At 70.9% G+C, this 24,656-nt stretch carries 19 protein-coding genes; 11 read left to right on the top strand and 8 right to left on the bottom strand.

Features of this window, described 5'->3' with window-relative positions; all coding sequences use genetic code 11:
• Positions 1-217 precede the first annotated feature (217 nt).
• On the bottom strand, positions 218-2,380 hold the full coding sequence (locus ACIRF8_RS13975; protein ID WP_404214402.1) for a RecQ family ATP-dependent DNA helicase: 2,163 nt from the start codon (positions 2,378-2,380) through the stop codon (positions 218-220).
• A gap of 132 nt (positions 2,381-2,512) precedes the next feature.
• On the opposite strand from ACIRF8_RS13975, the gene ACIRF8_RS13980 reads away from it, so the two are divergent.
• The 6 genes from ACIRF8_RS13980 to ACIRF8_RS14005 all read left to right on the top strand — a co-directional run bounded on the left by ACIRF8_RS13980 (position 2,513) and on the right by ACIRF8_RS14005 (position 11,007).
• On the top strand, positions 2,513-3,901 hold the full coding sequence (locus ACIRF8_RS13980; protein WP_404214404.1) for a DUF4192 domain-containing protein: 1,389 nt from the start codon (positions 2,513-2,515) through the stop codon (positions 3,899-3,901).
• A gap of 177 nt (positions 3,902-4,078) precedes the next feature.
• On the top strand, positions 4,079-4,840 hold the full coding sequence (locus ACIRF8_RS13985; protein ID WP_404214406.1) for an NUDIX domain-containing protein: 762 nt from the start codon (positions 4,079-4,081) through the stop codon (positions 4,838-4,840).
• A 234-nt stretch (positions 4,841-5,074) separates the two neighbouring features.
• Positions 5,075-6,958 (top strand): ATP-binding cassette domain-containing protein, encoded by a 1,884-nt coding sequence (locus ACIRF8_RS13990; RefSeq protein WP_404214407.1) that lies wholly within the window; start codon positions 5,075-5,077, stop codon positions 6,956-6,958.
• 163 nt (positions 6,959-7,121) lie between these two features.
• Positions 7,122-8,006 carry a FadR/GntR family transcriptional regulator gene (locus ACIRF8_RS13995; RefSeq protein WP_404214409.1) on the top strand — a complete coding sequence of 295 codons (885 nt, stop codon included), beginning with the start codon at positions 7,122-7,124 and terminating at the stop codon, positions 8,004-8,006.
• A gap of 455 nt (positions 8,007-8,461) precedes the next feature.
• The gene (locus ACIRF8_RS14000) at positions 8,462-10,000 is read left to right on the top strand and encodes an RNA polymerase sigma factor (protein WP_404214411.1); all 1,539 of its coding nucleotides are present in this window, start codon (positions 8,462-8,464) and stop codon (positions 9,998-10,000) included.
• Positions 10,001-10,176: 176 nt separating this feature from the next.
• The gene (locus tag ACIRF8_RS14005) at positions 10,177-11,007 is read left to right on the top strand and encodes a serine protease (RefSeq protein WP_404214413.1); all 831 of its coding nucleotides are present in this window, start codon (positions 10,177-10,179) and stop codon (positions 11,005-11,007) included.
• A 116-nt stretch (positions 11,008-11,123) separates the two neighbouring features.
• Here ACIRF8_RS14005 and ACIRF8_RS14010 read toward each other — a convergent pair whose 3' ends face one another.
• Entirely contained in the window at positions 11,124-11,354 is a 231-nt protein-coding gene (locus tag ACIRF8_RS14010; protein WP_363197805.1) for a hypothetical protein, read from the bottom strand.
• A 422-nt stretch (positions 11,355-11,776) separates the two neighbouring features.
• Here ACIRF8_RS14010 and ACIRF8_RS14015 point away from each other — a divergent pair, with 422 nt between their 5' ends.
• The 3 genes from ACIRF8_RS14015 (at position 11,777) to ACIRF8_RS14025 (ending at position 16,225) form a co-directional block, all read left to right on the top strand.
• Positions 11,777-13,900 carry a type IIA DNA topoisomerase subunit B gene (locus ACIRF8_RS14015; RefSeq protein ID WP_404214415.1) on the top strand — a complete coding sequence of 708 codons (2,124 nt, stop codon included), beginning with the start codon at positions 11,777-11,779 and terminating at the stop codon, positions 13,898-13,900.
• Between the two features lie 154 nt (positions 13,901-14,054).
• The gene (locus ACIRF8_RS14020) at positions 14,055-14,642 is read left to right on the top strand and encodes a DUF485 domain-containing protein (RefSeq protein WP_404214416.1); all 588 of its coding nucleotides are present in this window, start codon (positions 14,055-14,057) and stop codon (positions 14,640-14,642) included.
• On the top strand, positions 14,639-16,225 hold the full coding sequence (locus ACIRF8_RS14025; RefSeq protein ID WP_404214418.1) for a cation acetate symporter: 1,587 nt from the start codon (positions 14,639-14,641) through the stop codon (positions 16,223-16,225). The genes ACIRF8_RS14020 and ACIRF8_RS14025 overlap by 4 nt, the downstream gene beginning before the upstream one ends.
• Positions 16,226-16,249: 24 nt before the next feature.
• Here the strand turns inward: ACIRF8_RS14025 and ACIRF8_RS14030 are convergent, their stop codons facing one another.
• The 4 genes from ACIRF8_RS14030 to ACIRF8_RS14045 form a co-directional block, all read right to left on the bottom strand.
• On the bottom strand, positions 16,250-16,927 hold the full coding sequence (locus ACIRF8_RS14030) for a response regulator (RefSeq protein WP_404214420.1): 678 nt from the start codon (positions 16,925-16,927) through the stop codon (positions 16,250-16,252).
• Positions 16,924-18,567, bottom strand: coding sequence for an ATP-binding protein (locus ACIRF8_RS14035; protein WP_404214422.1), 1,644 nt, complete (start codon positions 18,565-18,567; stop codon positions 16,924-16,926). Before ACIRF8_RS14035 ends, ACIRF8_RS14030 begins: the two co-directional genes overlap by 4 nt.
• Before the next feature lie 77 nt (positions 18,568-18,644).
• A complete protein-coding gene (locus tag ACIRF8_RS14040) occupies positions 18,645-19,580 on the bottom strand; it encodes a sucrase ferredoxin (protein ID WP_404214424.1) in 936 nt (311 codons plus the stop codon).
• 64 nt (positions 19,581-19,644) lie between these two features.
• Positions 19,645-20,916, bottom strand: a complete 1,272-nt coding sequence (locus ACIRF8_RS14045) for a citrate synthase family protein (RefSeq protein WP_404214426.1) — start codon at positions 20,914-20,916, stop codon at positions 19,645-19,647.
• A 113-nt stretch (positions 20,917-21,029) separates the two neighbouring features.
• On the opposite strand from ACIRF8_RS14045, the gene ACIRF8_RS14050 reads away from it, so the two are divergent.
• Positions 21,030-22,199, top strand: coding sequence for a citrate synthase (locus tag ACIRF8_RS14050; RefSeq protein WP_404214428.1), 1,170 nt, complete (start codon positions 21,030-21,032; stop codon positions 22,197-22,199).
• Positions 22,200-22,266: 67 nt separating this feature from the next.
• Here ACIRF8_RS14050 and ACIRF8_RS14055 read toward each other — a convergent pair whose 3' ends face one another.
• Complete coding sequence (locus tag ACIRF8_RS14055; protein WP_324769141.1) at positions 22,267-22,503, bottom strand: hypothetical protein; 237 nt, start codon at positions 22,501-22,503, stop codon at positions 22,267-22,269.
• 136 nt (positions 22,504-22,639) lie between these two features.
• Positions 22,640-23,125 (bottom strand): DUF6082 family protein, encoded by a 486-nt coding sequence (locus ACIRF8_RS14060; protein ID WP_404214431.1) that lies wholly within the window; start codon positions 23,123-23,125, stop codon positions 22,640-22,642.
• 325 nt (positions 23,126-23,450) lie between these two features.
• Here ACIRF8_RS14060 and ACIRF8_RS14065 point away from each other — a divergent pair, with 325 nt between their 5' ends.
• On the top strand, positions 23,451-24,650 hold the full coding sequence (locus ACIRF8_RS14065) for a CobW family GTP-binding protein (RefSeq protein WP_404214433.1): 1,200 nt from the start codon (positions 23,451-23,453) through the stop codon (positions 24,648-24,650).
• Positions 24,651-24,656 lie beyond the last annotated feature (6 nt).

The raw sequence follows: 24,656 nt of genomic DNA on the forward strand, positions 1-24,656 counted from the left end.
TTCCTCCCTTCGGCTACACGCCCGGACGCGGGCAGGGTCGGACAGGGGGAGCGCACCGCGGCACGGCACTACGGGATCATGGCGGAGCCATGCGAGGGGCACCGCCAATTCTTCCCGTCGCGCTCGCGCACGGCAACGAGCAATTGCGGCCCCGTGCCGGTATCTGGCGATGCGTCTTCTATATCCCTGCCCAAAGGTGCAGCTCTCGACGCGTGGCTCAGCCCTGTACCGCCAGGACCAGCGGCAACACCGCCTCGGCACCGGCTCGGCGCAGCAGCCGCGCGGCCATCGCCAGCGTCCACCCCGTCTCCGTGTAGTCGTCGACGAGGAGAACCGGGCCGCCCGCGCGCGCGAGAGCCTCGGCCAGCTCGGGCGGCAACGACAGGGTGCCGTCCAGGGCGCGGAGGCGCTGGGCGCTGTTGCTCCGCGGGATGTGCGCGGTGTCGCTGCCCGGGGCGTACTCGATGCGCCCGAGCAGCGGCATGCGGCCCACCTGCGCGATGCCCGACCCGAGCGACTCGATGAGCTGGGGCCGCGTATGAGAGGCCAGCGTGACGACGCCCACGGGCCGGGGCTGTGCGTCGGGGCCCCCGCTCGCCCATCCGCCCGGCCCCTTCGCCCAGTCGGCCAGGACCTCCACGACGGCCCGCGCGACATCGTCCGGCACCGGGCCGTCCGCGGCCTGGGGCGTGAGCATCGGGCGCAGCCGGTTGCCCCAGCCAATGTCCGAAAGGCGCCCGAGGGCCCGGCCGGCGCCCATCTGTTCGCCTGCCGGGATACGTCCCTTGAGGTCGATGCCGACGGCCGCCAGACCGGTCGGCCACATCTTCCTGGGCTCCACCTCGACACCTGGGCGTCCGAGTTCCCCCCGCGCCGCGTTCAGCGCGTCCGGCGAGACGGCGGCCTCGAAACGTGCTCCCGCGCAGTTGTCGCAGCGCCCGCACGGCGTCGCGGCCTCGTCGTCCAACTGCCGCCGCAGGAACTCCATGCGGCAGTCGGTCGTCGTGACGTAATCGCGCATCGCCTGCTGCTCGGCCTCCCGCTGCTTGGCGACCCACGCGTAACGCTCGGTGTCGTACGTCCACGGCCTGCCCGTGGCGACCCAGCCGCCCTTCACCCGGTGCACCGCGCCGTCCACGTCCAGAACCTTGAGCATGGTCTCCAGGCGCGAACGGCGCAGCTCCACCAGGGGTTCGAGGGCCGGGAGCGAGACCGGCCTGTCGGACTGCGCGAGCACGTCGAGAGTGCGCCGCACCTGCTCCTCCGGCGGGAACGCGAGGGAGGCGAAGTAATGCCAGATCGCCTCGTCCTCCCTGCCCGGCAGCAGCAGCACCTCCGCGTGCTCGACCCCGCGCCCCGCGCGCCCCACCTGCTGGTAATACGCGATCGGGGAGGAGGGCGAGCCCAGGTGCACCACGAACCCGAGATCCGGTTTGTCGAAGCCCATGCCGAGCGCGGAGGTGGCGACCAGTGCCTTCACCCGGTTCGCCAGAAGGTCCTCCTCGGCCTGCTGCCGATCGGCGTTCTCCGTCTTCCCCGTGTACGAGGTCACGGTGTGGCCGCACTGACGCAGATACGCAGTGACCTCCTCGGCGGCGGCGACCGTGAGGGTGTAGATGATCCCCGAGCCGGGCAGCTCGTCGAGGTGGCCGGCCAGCCAGGCCAACCGGTGGGCCGCGTCCGGCAGTTGCAGCACTCCGAGGCTCAGGCTCTCGCGGTCGAGCGGGCCGCGCAGCACGAGGGCGTCCGTGCCGCCGCCGGTGCCGAGCTGGTCGGCGACGTCCGCCGTCACGCGCGCGTTGGCCGTCGCCGTGGTGGCCAGGACGGGAACGCCCTGGGGGAGCTCGGCCAGCATCGTGCGCAGGCGGCGGTAGTCGGGACGGAAGTCGTGTCCCCAGTCCGAGATGCAGTGCGCCTCGTCGACGACGAGCAGGCCGGTCGCGGCGGCCAGTTGCGGCAGAACGTTGTCCCGGAAGTCGGGGTTGTTCAACCGCTCGGGGCTGACCAGGAGCACGTCGACGTCACCGGCCGCGACCTCGGCCCGGACGGCGTCCCACTCCTCGACGTTCGACGAGTTGATGGTGCGGGCCCGGATGCCCGCGCGTGCCGCGGCCTCCACCTGGTTGCGCATGAGCGCGAGCAGCGGGGAGACGATCACGGTCGGGCCGCTGCCGCGCTCCCGCAGCAGCGCGGTCGCGACGAAGTACACCGCGGACTTGCCCCAGCCGGTGCGCTGCACGACCAGGGCACGTCTGTGATCGGCGACCAGCGCCTCGATCGCACGCCACTGGTCCTCGCGCAGGCGGGCCGTCCCGCTCGGGTCCGAGACCAGACGTGCGAGCACGGCATCGGCGGCCGTTCGCAGCTCTTCGTTGCTCATGCCCCTATGCAACCCGATGGCACTGACATCGCGCGAACGAGGCGACCTCCTGTGGACAACTCGTGTCGTGTCCCTGATCGAGGTTATCCACAGGCAGAAACGGAGTCTGTCGATCCGCGGCATGGTCGTCCCATGACGAATCACATCGAGCCCGCCGGCGCGACCGGCCAGGCGAGGATCACCCTGCGCACGGCGAGCGAACTCGCCGAGGCGTTGCCGTACTTGCTCGGGTTCCGCCCGGACGACAGCGTCGTCCTCGTCGCTCTGCACCAAGGGCGGTTCGGCGGCCGGGTGCGTCTGGGCATCCCGGAGCGGGCGGAGGACTGGCCGTCCGTGGCTCAGCAGATGGCAGGGTGCCTGATCGGCGAGTGCGAGCGCCGGGACGGGCGGCCGGACAGCGTCGTCGCGTTCCTCTGCCAGGACGCGTCGGCGACCTCGGACACGGCTCCCGCCCAGCGGGTGGTGGATCGGCTGCGCCCGCTCGCCCAGCTCCTGCGCACGGCCTGCGGCGGCCTGGACGTGCCGGTCACCGAAGCGCTGTGCCTCTCGGACGGCCGGTACTGGTCCTACTGCTGTCCGCGCCCCGACTGCTGTCCGCCGGAAGGCAACGTCATCGTCACCGGTGGCACCTCGGTGATGGCGGCCACGGCGGCATACGCGGGCATTCACGTGCGCGGGCCGGTGCAGGAGGTACGGGCGCGGCTGGCCCCGCTGGAGACGGCACTCGTCCCGGAGCAGACGCGGGCCCTGGACGCGGCGGCGATGGACCTGGTGCCGAGAATCCTCGCCGGTGTCTCGCGCGAGGACGTGGAGGCGGAGACGCTCGACCTGGCGCGCCGTGTCATGCGCAGGCTCTCGGACGCCCCGCGCGAGGACGCGGACCTCGAAGCCGACCTCAGGGACGACGAACTGGTGGCGCACGACGAGGCCGCGAGCCTCATCCTCGGTCTCCAGGACCGCGTGACGAGGGACCGGGCGGCGGAATGGATGGAGGGAGCGGAAGCCGCCTGCGCGCTCCGTCTGTGGAGGGCACTGGCGCGGCGCTGCGTCGGCCCCTACAAGGAGCACGCCGCAGCGCCCCTGACCCTCGCGGGCTGGATCGCCTGGTCGCTCGGCGACACCGTCGAGGCGGACCAGGCCCTTGAGATGGCGCTCACTGTCGACCCGCGCTACACGTTCGCCCAGCTCCTCAACGCGGCACGCGCCGATGGGATCGATGTGGAGCCGGTGCGCCGCTCGCTGCGCGGGAGGCGGGCGGACCGTGAGGCCGAGCCCGAAGCCGAGCGCTCGGCGGGCGAGGACGGCGCCGGAGGCTCCGCACCCGTGATCACCACGCCTCCGGGAGGCACAGTGGACCCGGCGATGTCCCGGGCGGCCCGCACTCTGGAGGCCGCGCTGAGGCGTCGCGGCGAGCGTCGTCAGCGGGCGGGCACCAGGCCGCCCCGGGCCGGGGCGCGCGCACCACGGCGACCTTCCGGCAGCCGACGCGTGGGGAGGCGGCGCAGCAGGGACGACGGATGAACAGGGCGGCGCCGGTGGCCCGTCGGGCTGTGCGACGAGAGGCGCGACCTGCCGGAGACCGGCACCGGGACGGCCGCATGGACAGCAGGTGCGTGTCGCCCCACGAACCAGGAAGCAACGCGGGAAGCAACGAGCGAAGGGACTGTTTATCGTCAGGCAGACGACTATGATCGTTCCATGTCGCCCTACGACCCGTCGGCCTTCCCGCCCTTCGCTGTCACCGTCGACCTGGTCGTGCTCACCGTGCGCCGCCATGCGCTGTGCGCGCTGGCGGTGCGCCGCGGTGAACCGCCGTTTCAGGGGCGATGGGCGCTGCCGGGCGGGTTCGTGCGGGACGACGAGGACCTGACCGCGGCCGCCGCCCGCGAGCTGGTCGAGGAGACGGGGTTGTGCGCCCACGACCCCGCCGCGCCGGCCCAGGACAACGGCGCGCACCTGGAACAGTTGGGGACCTACGGCGACCCGAAGCGTGATCCCCGGATGCGTGTCGTGAGCGTCGCCCACCTCGCGCTCGCACCCGACCTGCCCGCGCCGCGCGCGGGCGGCGACGCGCACAGCGCCCGCTGGGCCCCCGTCGAGGCGCTGCTCAATCAGAACGGGTACGGGCGCGAGGGCGAGCTGCCCGCACCGCTCGCCTTCGACCACGCGCGGATCCTGGCGGACGGTGTCGAGCGGGCCCGGTCGAAGATCGAGTACTCCTCGCTCGCCACGGCGTTCTGCCCGCCGGAGTTCACCGTCGGTGAGCTGCGCCGCGTGTACGAAGCGGTCTGGGGCGTCGCCCTGGACCCGCGCAACTTCCATCGCAAGGTGACCGGCACACCTGGCTTCCTGGTGCCGACCGGGGGCACCACCACACGTCAGGGCGGCAGACCCGCCCAGCTCTTCCGCGCGGGCGGTGCCACGCTGCTCAACCCGCCGATGCTGCGACCGGAAGTCTGACCGACTCGCCGACCTGGCGGGACGATCCCGCTCCGGCTCCTTCGGCCGGGCACCTCAGCGGCGCTCGGCGCGCGCGTGTCGTATCTGAGCGCGTCACCGGACATCCGTGTCCGTTCCTGCCCGAAAAGCCGGAAATATAGCGTTATCTTGCAGGGGTACGACGGGGTCTGCCCGCCGCCCGGGCGGCGGGCAGACCCCGGCCGCCGCGCGGTCGCCCATCCTGCGAGAGAAGCGATGATCCAGGCCATCGGACTGACCAGCAACGCCCGTAAGGAGCGCCCGCCCGCGGTCGACGACGTGTCCTTCGTCGCGCGGACAGGTCGTGTCACGGCACTGCTCGGGGCCCGGGAAGCGGGCAAGACGACCGTGGTGCGGCTCATGCTCGAACTCCAACAGGGACGCGGCATCACCTACTTCAGAGGCCGACCCCTGCACCACCTCCCCCACCCCGCCCGCGAAGTGGGCGTCCTGCTCGGCGATGTGCCCGGCCACCCGGCCCGCACGGTCCGCGGTCAACTGCGCATGCTGTGCGCGGCGGCAGGGGTGCCCGTCCGGCGCGCCGACGAAGTCCTCGAAGCCGTCGGTCTGGTGAGCCTGCGCGACCAACGCCTCGGCACGCTCTCCCGCGGCATGGACCGGCGCCTCGGCCTGGCCTGCGCCCTGCTCGCCGACCCTCACACGCTGGTCCTCGACGACCCGGCGGACGGTTTGTCGAACCGTGAGAGCAAGTGGTTGCACGGCATTCTGCGCGCGCACGCCGGTCTCGGCGGCACGATCCTGTTCACCACGAGCGACCCCAAGGAGGCGGCGCGGACAGCGGACCGGGTCATCACCCTCGCCGGGGGAAAGGTGGTGGCGGACCAGGAGGTCGCCGACTTCGCGCGCACCCGGCTGCGGCCCCGGGTCGCCGTGCGCAGCCCGTACGCCGCCCGTCTCGGTGCCGTGCTGGCCAAGGAGGCGCGCGCCGCGAAACGCACGGTCGAAGTGGTGCCGGAGGACGGCAACCGCCTCTCGGTGTACGGCAGCACCTGCGCGGACGTGGGGGAGACGGCGTTCCGGCACGGCATCCTCGTGCACCAACTCGCCGACGAGACCGGGGACGCGGGACCCACGGCGGCCCGGCCCCTGCCCTCGGCCGGTCCCCGGGCCGCCGTGGGTCCCGCGACTGGCACACCACCGAAGGCCGAACCACCGACCGCCGCACCTCTGAGCGCCGAGCCCCCGGCCCACGGAGAACGCGTCCAGGCAGAGAACATCCGCAGGGAGCACGACCACCGTGGAGGCGCCACACCCGAGACTCGGGCAGCCGCCCTCTCTCCGCTGCCACCCCCCATCACCGTCCGCCCGGCCCCCAGCCCCTTGCGGCCTCTGCGCTACGAACTGCACCGCGCGACCGGCATCGCCACCGGGTACGCGACGGTCGCGCTGGTCCTCGCCGTCTCCGCGCTCCTGAGCCTCCTGCTCGCTCGCGTGGGACACACTCCGCAACCCCGCCTGCTCGCGGCCTGGCCCGAAGAGCTGCCCCTGCCACCCGCAGCCCTCGGCGCAGGGCTGCTGGGCGCTTTCGCCTTCGGCGACGAATTCCGGCACCCCGCGCTCGCCGCCGACCGAGGCACCGTCCCGCGCCGACTGGGCCTGCTCACCGCCAAGCTGCTCGTCAGCGCCGCGACCGCCTCCCTCCTGGCCGTCCTGGTCGTCGTCTGCGACGCCGCACTGCTCCACCTCGTATACGGATCGGGACCCACGAAAGTTCCCGCCTACTGGCCTTCGGCGGCGGCGAGTTGGTTGTCGCTCGTCATCGCGTGCGCCTGGGCGGGAGTCCTGGCGTCCGGGGTGTTCCGGTCCACCGCGGCGGGACTCGCCGCCGTGGTGGCCGTCCCCGTCGCCATCGTGCCGCTCGTACAAAAGGCGTGGGAGGGACCGTCAGTGCGAACCGCGGCGGGTCTGCCCGCCAGGCTGCGAGACCTCGCACTGGTGCACTGGCCGTTCGGCGCGGAGCGGATCGTCGCCGCCGGGGTGCGGATGGTGGCCCAACCGGTGGGCGGCGCACTGACGTTGTCGCTCGGCGCTCTGCTCTGCGCGTATCTGCTCACAGTGCTGCGTCCCAGGGTGCGATGACGACCGTTCGGCGCCTTCAGGACCTCGGTTGTACGCAACTGCCTTCGTCGCGCCCGCTTCCTTCCGATAAGGCGTCAATTGCCACGAGGGGGGAGATCACCCTTTCGTGTGCTTTTCACCAAAGACCTCAAGGGAGTTGGGGACGGAGCCGACAACACATTCCGTGAGTACCCTTGCGCACACCATGATGACCGCCGCCCGCTCCGCCGACTCAGGCCTCGCCGGACCGGGCGAACTCGACCGCTACCCCTACACGGGATCGACCGGCGACCGCGCCGGCGCCCCCGTCTGGGACGGCCCGGACCAGGACCTCGGCCGTGTGGGCCGACGCGCCGCGGGCGGCCGGGGCCGCGGTCTGCATGGCCAACTCGTCCAGCAGTTGGGACAGATGATCGTCTCCGGCGACCTGGGCGCGGACCGCCCACTGGTGCCCGAGGAGATCGGCCAGCGATTCGAGGTGTCCCGGACCGTCGTCCGCGAGTCCCTCCGCGTCCTGGAGGCCAAGGGCCTGGTCAGTGCCCGACCGAACGTGGGCACGCGGGTGCGTCCGGTCAGCGACTGGAACCTGCTGGACCCCGACATCATCGAGTGGCGCGCCTTCGGCCCGCAGCGTGATGACCAGCGCCGCGAGCTGAGCGAGATGCGCTGGACGATCGAGCCGCTCGCGGCGCGCCTCGCCGCCGGTCACGGCCGTGAGGACGTGCAGCAGCGCCTCGTCGACATGGTCGAGATCATGGGGCACGCGCACGCGCAGGGAGACTCGATCACGTTCTCCCGCGCCGACGCCGAGTTCCACTCGCTGCTCATCCAGCTCGCGGGCAACCGCATGCTGGAGCACCTGGCGGGCATCGTCTCCGCCGCCCTCCACGTGTCCGGCGGACCCGTCACCGGCTGTGACCGGCCCAACGAGACGGCCATCGCGCACCACGCCCGCATCGCCGACGCGCTCGCCGCGGGCGACAGCTCCGGCGCGGAGGCGGCCATGCGCCACCTGCTCCTGGTCCACCCCGAGGTGGAGCGTGTGGTGCCCGCGCCGCGCGAGCACTGACCACCCCGGGGCGGTAGCGGAGCGGGGGAGTACGAACCTGGTGTCGCCGGACGGCGTCCGCCCCACGTGCCCTGGCATGTGTGAGCGGGCGCCATTCGGCGACCCGGCTGTGTGGGCGTGTTCGCTCGGGACCGCCGCTCGCACAGACCGCCGGTGGATCGCGGCCGGACAGCCTCGTCACGCTCGCCCCTGATGTGCCGCTCTGCCCTTGTCAGTCAGTTTTTGACCGTTTACGCGATGTGACTCGGGCCACGCAGATTGGGCGTAACGCTCCTCGGGGCCACGCGATGACCTAAGAGGTGATGGCCGAGGAGGGAATACAGCAGCCGTTCGTGGCGCTGTCCTTCTCCCCCGGCCTCCGCCCGCGCGCCGTCGGCCCATCCCCAAGTCGTCGGTCGTCGGCTCCGGTCCACACAGGACAGGGGCCGGAAGCCGTTTTCCAACGTTCCGAGAGGTTGTTCGTGTCGGCCAGCACATCCCGTACGCTCCCGCCGGAGATCGCCGAGTCCGTCTCTGTCATGGCGCTCATTGAGCGGGGAAAGGCTGATGGCCAGATCGCCGGCGATGACGTACGCCGTGCGTTCGAAGCCGACCAGATTCCGGCCACTCAGTGGAAGAACGTTCTGCGCAGCCTCAACCAGATCCTCGAGGAAGAGGGTGTGACGCTGATGGTCAGTGCCGCTGAACCCAAGCGTCCCCGAAAGAGCGTCGCAGCCAAGAGTCCGGTCAAGCGCACCGCCACCAAGACCGTCGCGGCCAAGACGGTCACCGCCAAGAAGGTCGCCGCCACGGCCGCTCCCGAGCCGACGGCCACCGAGGCCGACGAGACCGAGTCGGCCAAGAAGACCGTCGCCAAGAAGACGGTCGCCAAGAAGGCCACCGCCAAGAAGACCGTCGCCAAGAAGGCCACCGCCAAGAAGGCGGGCGGCAAGAAGGACGACGAGCTCCTGGAGGACGAGGCCGCGGAGGAGACCCCCGCCGCGGGCAAGGCCGCCGAAGGCGAGCCCGCCGAGGAGGGCCAGGGCTTCGTCCTGTCCGACGACGACGAGGACGACGCGCCCGCCCAGCAGGTCGCGGCCGCCGGCGCCACCGCCGACCCCGTCAAGGACTACCTCAAGCAGATCGGCAAGGTCCCGCTGCTCAACGCCGAGCAGGAGGTGGAGCTCGCCAAGCGCATCGAGGCCGGACTGTTCGCCGAGGACAAGCTGGCCAACGCCGACAAGCTCGCCCCCAAGCTCAAGCGCGAGCTGGAGATCATCGCCGAGGACGGCCGCCGAGCCAAGAACCACCTCCTGGAGGCCAACCTCCGCCTGGTGGTCTCCCTGGCCAAGCGGTACACCGGTCGCGGCATGCTCTTCCTGGACCTGATCCAGGAAGGCAACCTCGGTCTCATCCGCGCGGTCGAGAAGTTCGACTACACCAAGGGCTACAAGTTCTCCACGTACGCCACGTGGTGGATCCGTCAGGCGATCACCCGCGCGATGGCCGACCAGGCCCGCACCATCCGTATCCCGGTGCACATGGTCGAGGTCATCAACAAGCTCGCGCGCGTGCAGCGCCAGATGCTCCAGGACCTGGGCCGCGAGCCCACCCCGGAGGAGCTGGCCAAGGAGCTCGACATGACCCCCGAAAAGGTCATCGAGGTCCAGAAGTACGGCCGCGAGCCCATCTCCCTGCACACCCCGCTGGGCGAGGACGGCGACAGCGAGTTCGGTGACCTCATCGAGGACTCCGAGGCCGTGGTCCCCGCCGACGCCGTCAGCTTCACGCTCCTCCAGGAGCAGTTGCACTCCGTGCTCGACACCCTGTCCGAGCGCGAGGCGGGCGTCGTCTCCATGCGGTTCGGTCTCACCGACGGTCAGCCGAAGACCCTCGACGAGATCGGCAAGGTCTACGGCGTGACGCGTGAGCGCATCCGTCAGATCGAGTCCAAGACGATGTCGAAGCTGCGCCACCCGTCGCGCTCGCAGGTCCTGCGCGACTACCTGGACTAGGCACCACACAGCGCTGTACGGCGCTGTACGGCCCTACGAAGGCCCGGTCGGGCCCCCACTCGGGGGCGGCGGCCGGGCCTTCGCCGTAGGCGCTCCAGGAGGCATCCTCCCGGTGCGTCGGACGGGGGGCTGGATCACTCTGGGTGTTCCATAGCAACCTGGAGTGAGGAGATCGTATGCGTCGTGCATTCGCCCGGGCACTGACCGGGCCGCTGGCCGTGCTGGTCGCGGCAGCCGTGCTGCCGCTGGGCTCGTCGGCCCCCGCGGTCGCCGACGAAGGGGTCATCGGCGGCGACCCCGTCAAGACGTCCGACCACCCGTGGGTCGTGGCCCTCAGCAGCCGTGACCGGTTCGGGGGTACGCGCTCGGGGCAGTTCTGCGGGGGTGTCGTCGTCGAACGGTCGACGGTCGTCACCGCGGCGCACTGCATGAGCGAAGAGGTGCTCGGAGTGCCGCGCAACCGGGTGAGCGACCTCAAGGTGATCGCCGGACGGACCGACCTGCGGACGTCGGAGGGCGCGGAGATCCCGCTCCGCGACGAATGGGTCAACCCGAACTACGACGCCCGGTCGAACTCGGGCGACGTGGCGGTCCTCACGCTGGCCACACCGCTGCCCGCGGGAGACGTGATCCCGATGGCGGAGGAGGGCGATCCTGCCTACAAGGCGGGCACCCCCGCGGCCGTCTACGGATGGGGCGACACGACCGGCTCCGGCTCCTACGCGAACACGCTGCGCGCGGCGAAGGTGCACGTGCTCGCCGACGCCGTCTGCGAACAGGCGTACCCCGGCAACGACGAGGGGACGTACCTGCCGAAGACGATGCTGTGCGCGGGGGAGCTGGGCGGCGGCAAGGACGCCTGTCAGGGCGACAGCGGCGGCCCGCTGGTCGCCAAGGGGCGGCTCGTCGGCCTCGTCTCCTGGGGGAGCGGCTGCGGGCGCCCGCGGAGCCCGGGCGTCTACACGCGGGTCTCGGACGTGGTCAAGGTGCTGCAACAGCACCGCTGACGAGGAGCGGCGCCACAGGCGGACGGGCATACGAGGACGGGCGGCCATCCCTTGGTGAGGGTGACCGCCCGTTCACCGGCCTGATGCCGGAGCTGGCTCGTCGTGGGTGCGAGGCGTCAGCGTTCCTCGGTCTCGGAGCTTGCCGGAACAGCGGTGAGCCGCTCCGTCTCGTCCTGTATCTCAGCGGCGATCTTCTTGAGTTCCGGCTCGAACTTGCGTCCGTGGTGGGCGCAGAAGAGCAGTTCACCACCGCTGGTCAGAAGGACGCGCAGATATGCCTGGGCGCCGCAACGGTCACAGCGATCAGCCGCCGTCAGCGGGCTCGCGGGGGTCAGAACAGTAGTCACGTCGCCTCTTCTCTAGCTCGACGAGCTGTCGTACCAGGGTCAACATCCAACCAGGCCGAAAACGTTCCCGCTCGCGGCTTTTCCTCTTCGAGACCGGCTGTTTGTTGCCGGGTGGCGGCGAATGTGCCGTATTGCGTGTCTTACGGGTTCGCACGTTCTGTCAGGTCGGTCCTCCCCGGCTGGCTTGCCGGTTGTTCATGAGGACGTGCCCGGAGCCTAAATGGTTCATGCCTGGAAGGGAACGTGATGTGTGCTTCACTCCATCGAGGGATCGAACACGCATGCGACGGTGGATTAGTCTGGGCGGAGGTGAGGGTGGCGTTACAACGGCTCTACCAGGCCTCGGTACCCTCTGACGGGCGACCGAAGCCGACCCCTTACCCATGAGGGCCCCACTTGAAATTCAGCGAGGAGCGAACCGCGTGACCGCCGACACGTCCGTGCCGTCCACAGCGTTGCTGACCGCATCAGACCGGGACGGTTCCAACTACACCGCGCGGCACCTTCTCGTCCTCGAGGGGCTCGAAGCCGTACGCAAGCGTCCGGGCATGTACATCGGCTCGACCGACAGCCGCGGGCTGATGCACTGCCTCTGGGAGATCATCGACAACGCGGTCGACGAGGCCCTGGGCGGTTTCTGCGACCACATCGAGGTGATCCTCCACGACGACGCCTCCGTGGAGGTGCGGGACAACGGCCGCGGCATCCCCGTGGACGTGGAGCCCAAGACCGGCCTGTCCGGCGTCGAGGTCGTCATGACGAAGCTCCACGCGGGCGGAAAGTTCGGAGGTGGCTCCTACGCCGCCTCCGGCGGTCTGCACGGCGTGGGCGCCTCCGTGGTGAACGCCCTGTCGGCGCGGCTCGACGTGGAGGTCGACCGCGGCGGGCACACGCACGCGATCAGCTTCCGGCGCGGTGTCCCCGGCGCCTTCTCCAAGCCCGGACCCGACGCACCCTTCGACTCCTCCGCTCGGCTGAGCAAGGCCAAGAAGGTGCCGAAGAACCGCACCGGTACGCGTATCCGCTACTGGGCGGATCGGCAGATCTTCCTCAAGGACGCGAAGCTCTCGCTGGAGAACCTGCACCAGCGCGCCCGCCAGACCGCCTTCCTGGTGCCGGGCCTGACCATCGTCGTCCGCGACGAGTTCGGCCTCGGCGACGGCGGCAGCAAGGGCGAGGAGAGCTTCCGCTTCGACGGCGGGATCAGCGAGTTCTGCGAGTACCTGGCGCAGGACAAGCCCGTCTGCGACGTCCTGCGCTTCACCGGGCAGGGCACCTTCAAGGAGACCGTGCCCGTCCTCGACGAGCACGGCCAGATGACGCCGACCGAGGTGACCCGCGAACTCGGTGTCGACATCGCGATGCGCTGGGGCACCGGCTACGACACGAACATCAAGTCGTTCGTCAACATCATCGCCACGCCCAAGGGCGGCACCCACGTGAGCGGCTTCGAGCGCTCCCTCACGAGGACGGTGAACGAGGTCCTGCGCGCCCAGAAGCTGCTGCGGGTCGCCGAGGACGACGTCATCAAGGACGACGCCCTGGAGGGCCTCACGGCCGTCGTCACGGTGCGCCTGGCGGAGCCGCAGTTCGAGGGCCAGACCAAGGAGGTCCTCGGTACCTCGGCGGCCAACCGCATCGTCGCCAACGTCCTGGCCAAGGAGCTCAAGGGGTTCCTGACCTCCACCAAGCGCGACGCCAAGGCGCAGGCCCGCGCCGTCATGGAGAAGGCCGTCGCCGCGGCCCGCACCCGCATCGCGGCCCGTCAGCACAAGGACGCGCAGCGTCGCAAGACGGCCCTGGAGTCGTCGTCCCTGCCCGCGAAGCTCGCGGACTGCCGCAGCGACAATGTGGAGCGCAGCGAGCTGTTCATCGTCGAGGGCGACTCCGCGCTCGGCACCGCCAAGCTCGCCCGGAACTCCGAGTTCCAGGCGCTCCTGCCGATCCGCGGCAAGATCCTCAACGTTCAGAAGTCGTCCGTCTCGGACATGCTGAAGAACGTCGAGTGCGGCGCGATCATCCAGGTCATAGGAGCCGGGTCCGGCCGGACGTTCGACCTTGACGCGGCGCGCTACGGGAAGATCATCCTGCTCGTGGACGCCGACGTCGACGGCGCGCACATCCGCTGCCTGCTGCTGACGCTGTTCCAGCGCTACATGCGGCCCATGGTCGAGGCCGGCCGCGTGTTCGCCGCCGTGCCACCCCTGCACCGCATCGAACTGGTCCAGCCGAAGAAGGGCCAGGACAAGTACGTCTACACGTACTCGGACCGTGAGCTGCGCGAGACGATGCTGGAACTCCAGCGCAAGGGCGTGCGGTACAAGGACTCCATCCAGCGCTACAAGGGCCTGGGCGAGATGGACGCCGATCAACTGGCCGAGACCACGATGGACCCGCGCCACCGCACCCTGCGCAGGATCAACATCGGCGAGCTCGACGCCGCGGAGCAGGTGTTCGACCTCCTCATGGGCAACGACGTGGCACCGCGCAAGGAGTTCATCAGCAGCTCCGCGGCGACGCTCGACCGCTCACGCATCGACGCGTAGCCGCCACGCGCGCGGTGCGCGGCGGCAGAGCATCGACGATCACCGGGGGCCATCACCTAATGGGGTGAAGGGCTTGCGAGGAGAGTCCGGGATCTTCCCGTTCTGTCCATCCTTGGGCACGCGGCCGTAGTGGGCCGCGGACAAGGAGAGTTCGGTGGAGAAGCACGACGGGCGCGAGACGGCGCCCGCCCTGACCGGTGATCGCGGTGGCATCGGCGATCCCTGGTACGACGCGCTGGCCTCGGGATGGGGCCAGTGGGACGGCGCCGGCGCCCCGGCGCCCGCCGTACCCCTCCGGCCCGCGCCCCGGGAGCGGAGCACGGCGGGGGTCTACCTGGAGGTGCAGCGCAGCGCCGCCTTCCAGGAAGTGCGCGGGCGCTACCGGAGGTTCGTGGTCCCCGCCGTCGTGGTCTTCTTCGCCTGGTACCTCGCGTACGTCGTGGCCGCCACGACCGCGCCCGCCCTGATGGCCCGGCCGGTCGCGGGCGCGGTGAACGTGGCGATGGTGGCCGGTCTCGGCCAGTTCGCCAGCACGTTCCTGCTGACCTGGTTGTACGCGCGCCACGCCCGGCTCCGCCGGGACCGGCTCGCGCTCGAACTGCGCTGGGACACCCAGGAGATGACCCGCGGCATCGACGATCCCGTCGGCATGAACGGTTCGGCGCGGTGGACCGTACCGGCCCCCACGGGCGACGCCGGTCACGGGAGCGACTCGTCGCGGAGCAAGGACGGACTCCTGTGACGCATCAGACCTTGGCGCTGGTCCTGTTCAGCGCGTTCGTGGCGGTCACCCTCGCCATCACGACCTGGGTGGGGCGCAAACGGCACGGTTCCGCGGAGGAGTTCTACGCGGGCGGCCGTCTCTTCTCGCCGATGGAGAACGGATTCGCCATCGCCGGGGACTACATGTCGGCCGCTTCGTTCCTCGGCATCTCCGGACTGATCGCGCTCTTCGGATACGACGGCCTGCTCTACTCCGTCGGCTTCCTCGTCGCCTGGCTCGTCGTGCTGTTCCTGGTCGCCGAACTCGTCCGCAACTGCGGCCGGTTCACCATGGCCGACGTCGTGGCGTCGCGGATGCGGGAACGCCCGGTGCGCATCGCGGCGGGAACTTCTTCGGTCACCGTGTCCGTTCTCTATCTGGTGGCGCAGATGGTGGGCGCGGGCAGCCTGGTCGCGCTGCTGCTCGGCGGGAAGAGCGGGGCTGCGCAGGCATGGACCGTCGTCGGCGTGGGCGCCCTCATGGTGATCTATGTGTCGTTGGGAGGGATGCGGGCCACCACGTGGATCCAGATCGTGAAGGCCGTCCTGCTCATGGGCGGGACGATCACCCTGACCGCGCTCGTCCTGGCGCGCTTCCACGGTGACGTCGACCAACTGCTGCGCACCGCCGCCGCGCGCAGCGGCCACGGCTCCGACTTCCTCGTGCCCGGCCTGAAGTACGGCGGGAGCTGGACCGCGCGCTTCGACTTCATCAGCCTGGGCCTCGCGCTCGTCCTGGGCACGGCGGGACTTCCGCACATCCTGTCGCGCTTCTACACCGTGCCGACCGCGCGGGCCGCCCGCCGCTCGGTCGTCTGGTCCATCGGGCTCATCGGCAGCTTCTACCTGATGACGATCGTGCTCGGATTCGGCGCGGCCGCCCTCGTGGGCTCCGACGCCGTACGCGGCTCGAACGCCGCGGGGAACACGGCGGTTCCGCTGCTCGCCCTCGACCTGGGCGGCGGCGCGGACTCCACGGGCGGCACGGTGCTGTTCGCGGTCGTCGCCGCCGTCGCCTTCGCCACCATCCTCGCCGTCGTGGCCGGCATCACCCTGGCCTCCTCGGCATCGGTGGCCCACGACCTGTACGCCTCGCTGCGCCGGCGCGGCGGGAAGCAGCACAGCGAGGTCGCGGTGGCACGCGTCGCCGCGGCCGGGATCGGCGTCCTCGCGATCGCGCTCGGGCTGCTGGCGCGCGATCTGAACGTGGCGTTCCTCGTGGGCCTGGCCTTCGCCGTCGCCGCGTCCGCCAACCTGCCCGTGCTGCTGTACTCGTTGTTCTGGCGGAACTTCACCACGCGCGGGGCGGTGTGGTCGGTGTACGGCGGGCTCGTCCCGGCGCTCGTCCTCGTCGTCCTGTCGCCGGTGGTCTCGGGGAGCCCGGCCTCCCTGTTCCCCGGAGTGGACTTCCAGTTCTTCCCGCTGGAGAACCCGGGGCTCATCTCCATCCCGCTCGGCTTCCTCGCGGGCTGGCTGGGCACCGTGACCTCCGACGAGCCCCCGGACGAGGCCAGGCACGCGGAGACGGAGGTACGGGCACTGACCGGCGCCGGAGCGGTCTGAGCCGGGGCGAGCCGGGCGGCCGGTTCAGCGGCCGGCGGCCCACTCGTACCGATGCTCGGGCCGCCCCGTGTCGCCGTACCGCAGACTCAGCCTGACCCGCCCCGTGCGCTCCAGCAGCTTCAGGTAGCGCTGGGCGGTCTGGCGGCTGAGCCGGGTCAGATCGGCCAACTCCTGTGCCGACAGCGGGCCCTCGGCGTTCATCATGGCTCGGCGTACGAGCTCGGCCGTCGTCGGGGAGTGCCCCTTCGGCAGCTCGGGCGCCGGGGTGGCCGAGAGCGCGCCGAAGATCCGGTCGACCTCCGCCTGCTCGGCCTCACCCCCGCTGTCCAGGGTGCGGCGCAGTGCCGCGTACGCCTCCAACTTGCCCCGCAGGCCCGCGAACGAGAACGGCTTGACCAGGTACTGCAGGGCCCCGTGCCGCATCGCGGCCTGCACAGTGGCCACGTCACGCGCCGCGGTCACCATGATCACGTCGATCTGGTGGCCCCGCTCGCGCACGATGCGGGCGACATCGAGGCCCGTCTCGTCCGGCAGGTAGTGATCGAGGAGGACCAGGTCGACCGTGCACTCCTCGATACGTCGCAGCGCCTCGGCGGCGCTGTGCGCGGTGGCGGCCACGCGGAACCCGGGCACCTTCGCCACATAGGCGGCGTTGACATCGGCGACGCGGGTGTCGTCGTCCACGACCAGGACCTCGATCATCGGACCTCCTCGGCCGCGCTCGGAACGGTTTCGGCGAAGGCCTCCGGCAGGACGACGACGAACTCGGCGCCCCCGCCAGGTGACGCGGTCACCTCGGCCGTACCGCCTTGCCGCTCGGCGAGCCGCCGCACCAGAGCGAGCCCGATGCCGCGCCTGCCGTACGCCGGTGGCTCCTTCGTGGACCAGCCTTCCACGAAGACGCTCTCGCGCTGCTCCGCGGGGACCCCCGGCCCCGTGTCCCGTACGCGCAGGACGACGGTGCCGCCCTCCGCGCGCAGCACCACCTCCACGCGCGCGTGGCGCCCCGAGCCGGCCGCCGCGTCCACGGCGTTGTCGACCAGGTTGCCGACGATGGTGACCAGGCCGCGGGGGTCGACGAGCCGGTCGGGCAGCCCGGTGTCGCGCGAGATCCCCAGGGCGACGCCGCGCTCCGCCGCGACCGTCGCCTTGCCGACCAGAAGGGCCGCGAGCAGAGGGTCCTCGATCTTCTCGGTGATCTGCTCGGCAGTGACCCGGTGGGCGCCCGCCACCTCGCCGACGAACTCCGCGGCCTCCTCGTACATCTCCAGCTCCAGCAGCCCCAGCAACGTGTGCATGCGATTGGCGTGCTCGTGGTCCTGGGCGCGCAGGGCGTCGATGAGGCCGCGCGTCGAGTCGAGTTCGCGGCCCAGTTGTTCCAGCTCCGTGCGGTCGCGCAGAGTCGCCACGGCGCCTCCGTCGTCGGTGGGCATCCGGTTGGCCACCAGGACGCGCTGACCGCGCACGGTCAACAGATCGGTGCCGGTGACCCGGCCCGTGAGCACGTCCGTCGTCCTTCCCTCGCCGAGCGCGTCCTCCAGGGGCCGGCCGATCGCTTCGGCGTCGAGGCTCAGCAGGCGTTGCGCCTCGTCGTTCAGCAGCCGAATGCGCCCGGCCCTGTCCAGGGCGACGACGCCCTCGCGGATGCCGTGCAGCATCGCCTCACGTTCGGCCAGGAGCGCGGAGATGTCCGAGAACGCCAGATCGCGGGTCTGCCGCTGCACGCGCCGCGCGATCAGATACGCGGCGAGCGCCCCCACGGCAAGCGCGCCGCCCGCGTAGGCGAACAGGCCAGGGATGGCGTGGATGAGCCGGGCGCGGACGCTGTCGTACTCGATGCCGACCGACACCGCGCCCACGATGGCCCCGTCAGCGGCCCTCAAGGGCACTTTGCCGCGCGCGGAGCGGCCCAGGGTCCCGTCGTCGATCTCCATCACCTCACGGCCCGCCAGCGCGTCACTGGGGTCCGTCGAGACGACCTTGCCGATCTGACCCCGGTCGGTGTGCGACCAGCGCACCCCTTCCTTGTTCATGATCACGACGTACTCGGCGCCGCTGGCCCGCCGGATCCGCTCCGCCTCGACCTGCACGGGACCGTCCGCGGTCGGCCGCGAGGAGCGCAGGTCGTCGGCGATCCGCGGCTGCGCCGCCGTGGTCTGCGCGATGGCGAGGGCCCGCCGCATCGCCTGGTCGTCCAACTGGTCGCTCAGCGGAGCCAGGAACAGCCCGGTCGCCAGCACGGTCACCCCGGCGGCGATCGCCACCTGCATCAGCAGGACCTGCGCGAACACACGCCGGGGCAGACCGAAGCGCAGACGGCGGGCGCGGGAAGTCGGGCTCATGGTGACGAACGGTACGGGCCGTTCCGCCTCCGGTCGAAGCCCTTGTGGCGGGGATCTCTCCATCGCCCTGCGTCGTGTCAGCCGAGCGCCGCCGGGACCTCACGCACAGCCATGACCTCCATACGGGCAGGTGACCCCAGGGCCGCGCCGCAGCTCTCCGGACGGGGCGGGAGCGATGTGCCCTGCGCGACCGTCACCCGCCACCGGCGGCCGTCGGTATGGGCGACGGTCACGTCCCAGTGCGGCACGTCGGGGACCTGCGACCGCGTGACGCTCTCGGTACGTACGACGGTCAGGGTGCCGGCCCCGTGTTCGTCGGCCGCCTGGCGCACGGCCAGTTCGGCGGCCTGGCCCGGACGGTCCCAGGCGGAGTTGCCGCGGCAGCCCTCGGTCATGATCCGCCCGGCCCGCACCGCCTCCAGGATCTCCTTCACCTTCGCCGCGGTGGCCCTCCCATAGGCGTAGCCGTACGGCAGCACCAGAAGGGTGGGGGAGAAGCGGTGGCCGCCGAGGTGCGTGATCTCCCAGACGCCGTCGACGGAGTGGGCGAGCTCGGAGGCGAGCGGCCGTCCCAGCAGCGCGCAGCAGCGGTCCCGCTTCCCGTTGGTGCAGACGAGCGCGAGAGGCGCGCCTTCGTAGGGTGCTCCGAAACCGCCGTGCTCCCCGGCTCCCAGAGCGGCGAAGTCGAGTCGCAGCAACTCTTCGGGTGTCTCGACGGTGGCGCCGCGCAACCACGTGTCGCCGGGGACCGTGTGAGCCACGTACACCTGGCGGCGCGCCGGGGCGGGGGAGTCGGCATGCCGTCCGGGACGCCGTACGAGTGCGACACGCACCCCGGTGCCGGCGGCGGCGGTCTCCAGGGCGCGGCCCACTGCGGGGTCGAGATGGCTGGAGGTCAGGGCCTTCGCTCCCCAGGGACCCGGCTGCTCGATCAACAGCCAGGTCCTGGCGGTGGCCGCGGTTCCCGCGAGGGGTTCGGCAAGGTCGATCGAGGAGGTCGCGCACGTACTCACGAAGGCGAGCCTAACCCGGTGGCGGGGTTCCCTCCGGGCCGCCCTTGGCATGCTCCCGCTCGGTTCACTCCCGGCCGGTCTGCGTCGGCAGGGGCTGCGGTGGACGCACGCCCACGTAGTGCCCTGTGGGCCGCATACGGAGAGGGCGTTCCCCGTACTCCTCCAGGGCGTGGGCGATCCACCCCGCCGTGCGGGCGACGGCGAAGATGGTCTCGCCCGCCTCGGCGGGCATGCCGTGGGAGGTGGTGAGGACGGCGAGGGCCAGATCCACGTTGGCGTGCAGGTCCGTATGGCGGGCGGTCGTCGCGACGACGTCACGGGCGGCGGCCAGCGCGGCGTGCGCGGCGGGCAACTCCTCCAGGGCGGCGAACAGCGCCTGCGCGCGCGGGTCCTCACCCTTGTAGAGGCGATGGCCGAGTCCCGGGACGCGTCGGCCGGCCCGCAGCTCGTCGGCCACCACGAGACCGGCGCTGCCCCGGTCGAGCACGTCCACGAGCATCCGGTGCGCGAGGCCGCTGGCCGCCCCGTGCAAGGGCCCTTCCAGGACGCCCAGGCCCGCGGAGACGGCCGCGTACGTGTGCGCCCGGGCCGAGGATGCGACACGGACGGCCAGGGTCGAGGCGGCCAGGTCGTGGTCGACCAGCAGGGCCAGCGCCATGTCCAGGACGCGCAGTGACGCCTCGTCAGGTTCCTTGTGGGACAGGCGACCCCACAGGCGTCGGGCGATGGGTGCGCCGTCGGTGTAGGTCGCCCGCAGGAGGGGTGGCGCGGTCGCGAGCGTCGGGATGAGGGCGCGCGCGGCGCCGAGGACGGACTGCTCGGACAGGTCGTACCGCAGCGGGTCCGCGGTCGCGGCAGCGACCGCCGCCACCCGCAGCCGGTCCACGGGACTGCTGTGCTCGGGCAGCGCGCTCACCGCGCGCCGGGCCGCGGCCAAGGACTCCTTGGGGGCGGTGAACCGGGCGCCGGGCCGCAGCGTGCCCGTCCAGAGCCACTCCGCGACTTCCTCGTACGTGTGGCGGGCCGCCAGTTGGGTCGCGTCGACCCCCCGGAAGTAGTACCGGTCCTCGTCGATGAGGGTGATCCGGGTTCGCACGGACAGCTCGTCGGGACTCGAACCGGGCGTGCTCTCCCGCCTGTTGCGGCGTGCGAGCGCCTCCACCTCGGCGGCGTCGAAGGTGCTGCCGCGCCCGCCCTGCCCGCGTCGACTGCTCAACTGCCCACGGCTCACGTACGCGTAGACGGTCTCGGGCTTCACGCCGAGCAGCTCGGCGGTCTCCTTGGTGCTCAGCCGGCGGGTGGCCCGTTCGACCGGGGCGGGTTCTTGATCCCTCATGCGCGTCACCGTATCCGCATCCATGGGCGCGAGAAGCCATGACCATTGATTCAATCAATATTGACAGGAGTTTCGTCAAGGATGGACAGTCGAATCAAGTTCAGGGAGGAAACATGCCGACCAACGGGATCACGGCCGCCCCCGTCATCGACGTACCGCGCGGACTCGCGGGAGTCGTCGTCACCGACACCGCTCTCGGGGACGTCAGAGGGCGCGAGGGCTTCTACCACTACCGCCAGTACTCCGCCGTCGAGCTCGCGCGGACCCGCAGCTTCGAGGACGTGTGGCACCTGATGATCCACGGCGAACTGCCCGACCCGGTGCGGTCGGCAGCCTTCGTGCGTGAGACCGCGGCGCTGCGTACCCTGCCCGACGAGGTGCGAGCGGCGCTGCCCGCCATCGCCCGCGCCGGGTCCGTGTCCGGACCGCTCGCCGGTCTGCGCACGGCGCTCTCGCTGTTCGGCGCCTCACGCGGTTTCCGCCCCGTCTACGACATCGACGCGAACCGGCGCCTGGAGGACACGCTCCTGGCCACCGCCGTGGTCCCCACGATGCTCACCGCGCTGCACCGGCTCGGCGAAGGGCTCGACCCCGTGGAGCCCCGGGCGGATCTCTCGTACGCGGCCAACTACCTGTACATGCTGACGGGGGCGGAACCGGAGCCCGGACACGCGCGGGCCATCGAGCAGTACCTCATCTCAACCATTGATCATGGCTTCAATGCGTCGACGTTCACGGCCCGCGTGATCACGTCGACCGGAGCGGACGTCGTCGCCTGTCTGGTCGGTGCGATCGGGGCGCTGTCCGGGCCGCTGCACGGCGGGGCACCCAGCCGCGCACTCGACACCCTGGACGCGATCGGCACCCCGGACCGCATCGACCCTTGGGTCCGTGAACGGGTGCTGGCCGGGGATCGGATCATGGGGTTCGGACACCCCGTCTACCGCACGGAGGACCCGCGCTCGCGGATGCTGCGCGGGATCGCGGAGGGGTTCGGTGGGCCGCTGGTGGAGTTCGCCGTGGAGGTCGAGCGCCGGGTGGAGGTGATCCTGGCGGAACTCAAGCCGGGCCGGGAACTGCACACGAACGTGGAGTTCTACGCGGGCGTGGTCATGGAGCTGTGCGGGCTGCCGCGCTCGATGTTCACACCGACGTTCGCCGCGGCACGCGTGGTCGGCTGGAGCGCCAACATCCTGGAACAGGCCCAGGACTCGAAGATCATTCGCCCGGCGGCGCGCTATGTGGGCGCCGAGCCGCCGGTGGCGGTGCCGCTGCCGGGTTGAGCACATGCCACGGCCGCCGACCGGAGAACCCGGTGGGCGGCCGTGGCGCGTATCTCGCGAGGAGACGTCAGGCGTCGGGGATGTCGCTCTTTGCGCGCAGCAACGTCTCCCGGTTCACGATGACGATGCGCTCGTAGTCGGCGACCCCCGCGTCCGCCGGAAGTTCCTTCTTGAGCTCAGCGGTGGCCTCCGTGCCGATCACGGCGAAGTTCCCGTCGCTGAGTTCGAAAACATCGGGGCAGGTGGCGCCGGAGGCACTTCCGCGAGCGCTCGGGGGCACCCCGATGCGGCGTACGATCTTCAAGGGAACCGGTTCCTTCTGGAAGGGCGACGTTACGGCGTCACAGTAGTGCGCCCCCAGGGGCTGGACGGTACCCGAACGCCCAATTCCGCGCGCTCGCAACCAAAAAATTCATCAGCACGAGGGATCCTCTCGAACATCAGAGTGGCGGCGGTTCTCCCACGACCCACCACTCGTCCGTATCCGACTCGTCTCGTTCCTGGAGCAGCGTCTCGGCGATGTGCCCGACCTCCGCCTCCGTGGACGACGGGTCGAGGGAGGCGCGGTGCGGCCGAGTGGCCTCCCAGTACTCCCGGATGTGCGCGCTCTGGAAGAGTTCGCGCAGGTGTCCGCGGAGCTGACGCCGGTCCAGTACGCCGGACTCGTAGAGGTGGAAGGCGTTGATGTACCAGAGATTGGCGTACAGGTACTGCCGCCGCTTCTCCGGTGAGAGGTCCAGCCCGTAGTTGTCGATCACTACGGCCAGCGCGGGGTCGTCGATGGCCTTGCTCAGCAGTTCCCACTGCATGCGTTGCTGATGGGCCCGGGCCTGCCGTCGCCACTCCGCGGCGGCCCCCGCGCGGCTCGGGCCGTGGTGCTGCCACGTGTGCGCCGTGGCGGCCCCCGCGAGCCCGCCGGTGATCATTGCGGCGACTACTGATCGCCACGTCCGCGTACTCTGTGTGGCCATGTCAACCCCCGATTCAGGCGACCGTCCGCCGGTCGTCGGGTGTGGGTCGACGGGCGTGGGACCGGCGAGCGATGGGCGGCGCGCTTGCCGTCTCCCAGGATGCCGAGCGGCTCTGATCGGCAGGGAGGCGGAGAGGAGGCGCACGGAAGCATGCTCGGGTCGCGAAAACCGGCGCCATGACGAACGTCTGCCCCGCGAGTGGTGCTAACAATCGTTCACTTCGCGGCCTTTCTACGCGCGCCTATCCTGAAACGGCTGTCATCTTTCGAGTGAGGTCACGTTGAGCGAAGAGAGCCCGCAGATCCCCGTCGTCGTCCTCGCCGGCTTCCTCGGCTCGGGGAAGACCACCCTGCTGAATCACCTGCTGCACCACAGCGGGGGCTCGCGGATCGGCGCGATCGTCAATGACTTCGGGGCCATCGAGATCGACGCGATGGCCGTCGCGGGACAGTTGGGCGACTCGACGGTCTCTCTCGGCAACGGATGCCTGTGCTGCGCGGTGGATGCCGGCGAACTCGATGCGTACCTGGACAAGTTGACGCGCCCGATCAATGCCGGTCGTGACGTTCAAGGTGGTCAGGACGTTCAAGGTGGTCACGACAGTGACCGGGACAGCGGTCAGGGTGGTGATGCCAGTCCTGGACGTCGTGGCATGGACGTCATCGTCATCGAGGCGAGCGGCATCGCGGAGCCGCAGGAACTGGTGCGCATGGTGCTGGCCAGTGAGAATCCGCGGATCGTCTACGGAGGGCTGATCGAGGTCGTCGACGCGGCCGAGTTCGACGCGACCCGGGAGAAGCATCCGGAGGTGGACCGGCACCTGGGGATGGCCGATCTCGTCGTGGTGAACAAGAGCGACCGGGTGCCCGACACCGAACGGCGGCGGGTTCTGGGCGCCGTGCGGGAGTCGGCCGGGAGCGCCGCCGTCGTCAGCGCGTCGTACGGGCGCGTCGACCCCGAGCTGCTTTTCGACTGCCGCCCTTCGCGGGAGCGCGTCGGCCAGCTCTCCTTCGACGACCTGCATCGGCATGACGGGACCGGGGCACAGAACGCGCACCTGCACTCCGCCTATGAGAGCGTCGCGTTCACCTCCGAAGTGCCCATGGAACCGCGCGCGTTGATGGGTTTCCTCGACAGTCGGCCCGAAGGGCTGTATCGCATCAAGGGGTACGTCGACTTCGGCGCGGCCGACGCGGACCACCGGTACGCGGTGCACGCCGTCGGCCGGTTCCTGCGCTTCTACCCCGAGCCGTGGCCCACCGGCGAGGCGCGGCTCACCCAGCTCGTCCTCATCGGTGCGGGGATCGACCCCGAGGCGCTCCGCAAGGAACTCGAAGGGTGCCGGGCAACGAGCGACGCCCCGCACGCCGTCGACGAGCACGGCATGTGGGGCGTTCTGCGCTACGTACAGGACAAGGGCTCCACCGAGGAAGCAACCGCTGAGGTCGCCGAAGCCGGAGACCTCGGCGACCTCCCGTAGCGATCG

Origin of the sequence: Streptomyces sp. NPDC102406, assembly GCF_044765725.1 — a bacterium.
In the GTDB taxonomy this organism is placed as follows: Bacteria; Actinomycetota; Actinomycetes; order Streptomycetales; family Streptomycetaceae; genus Streptomyces.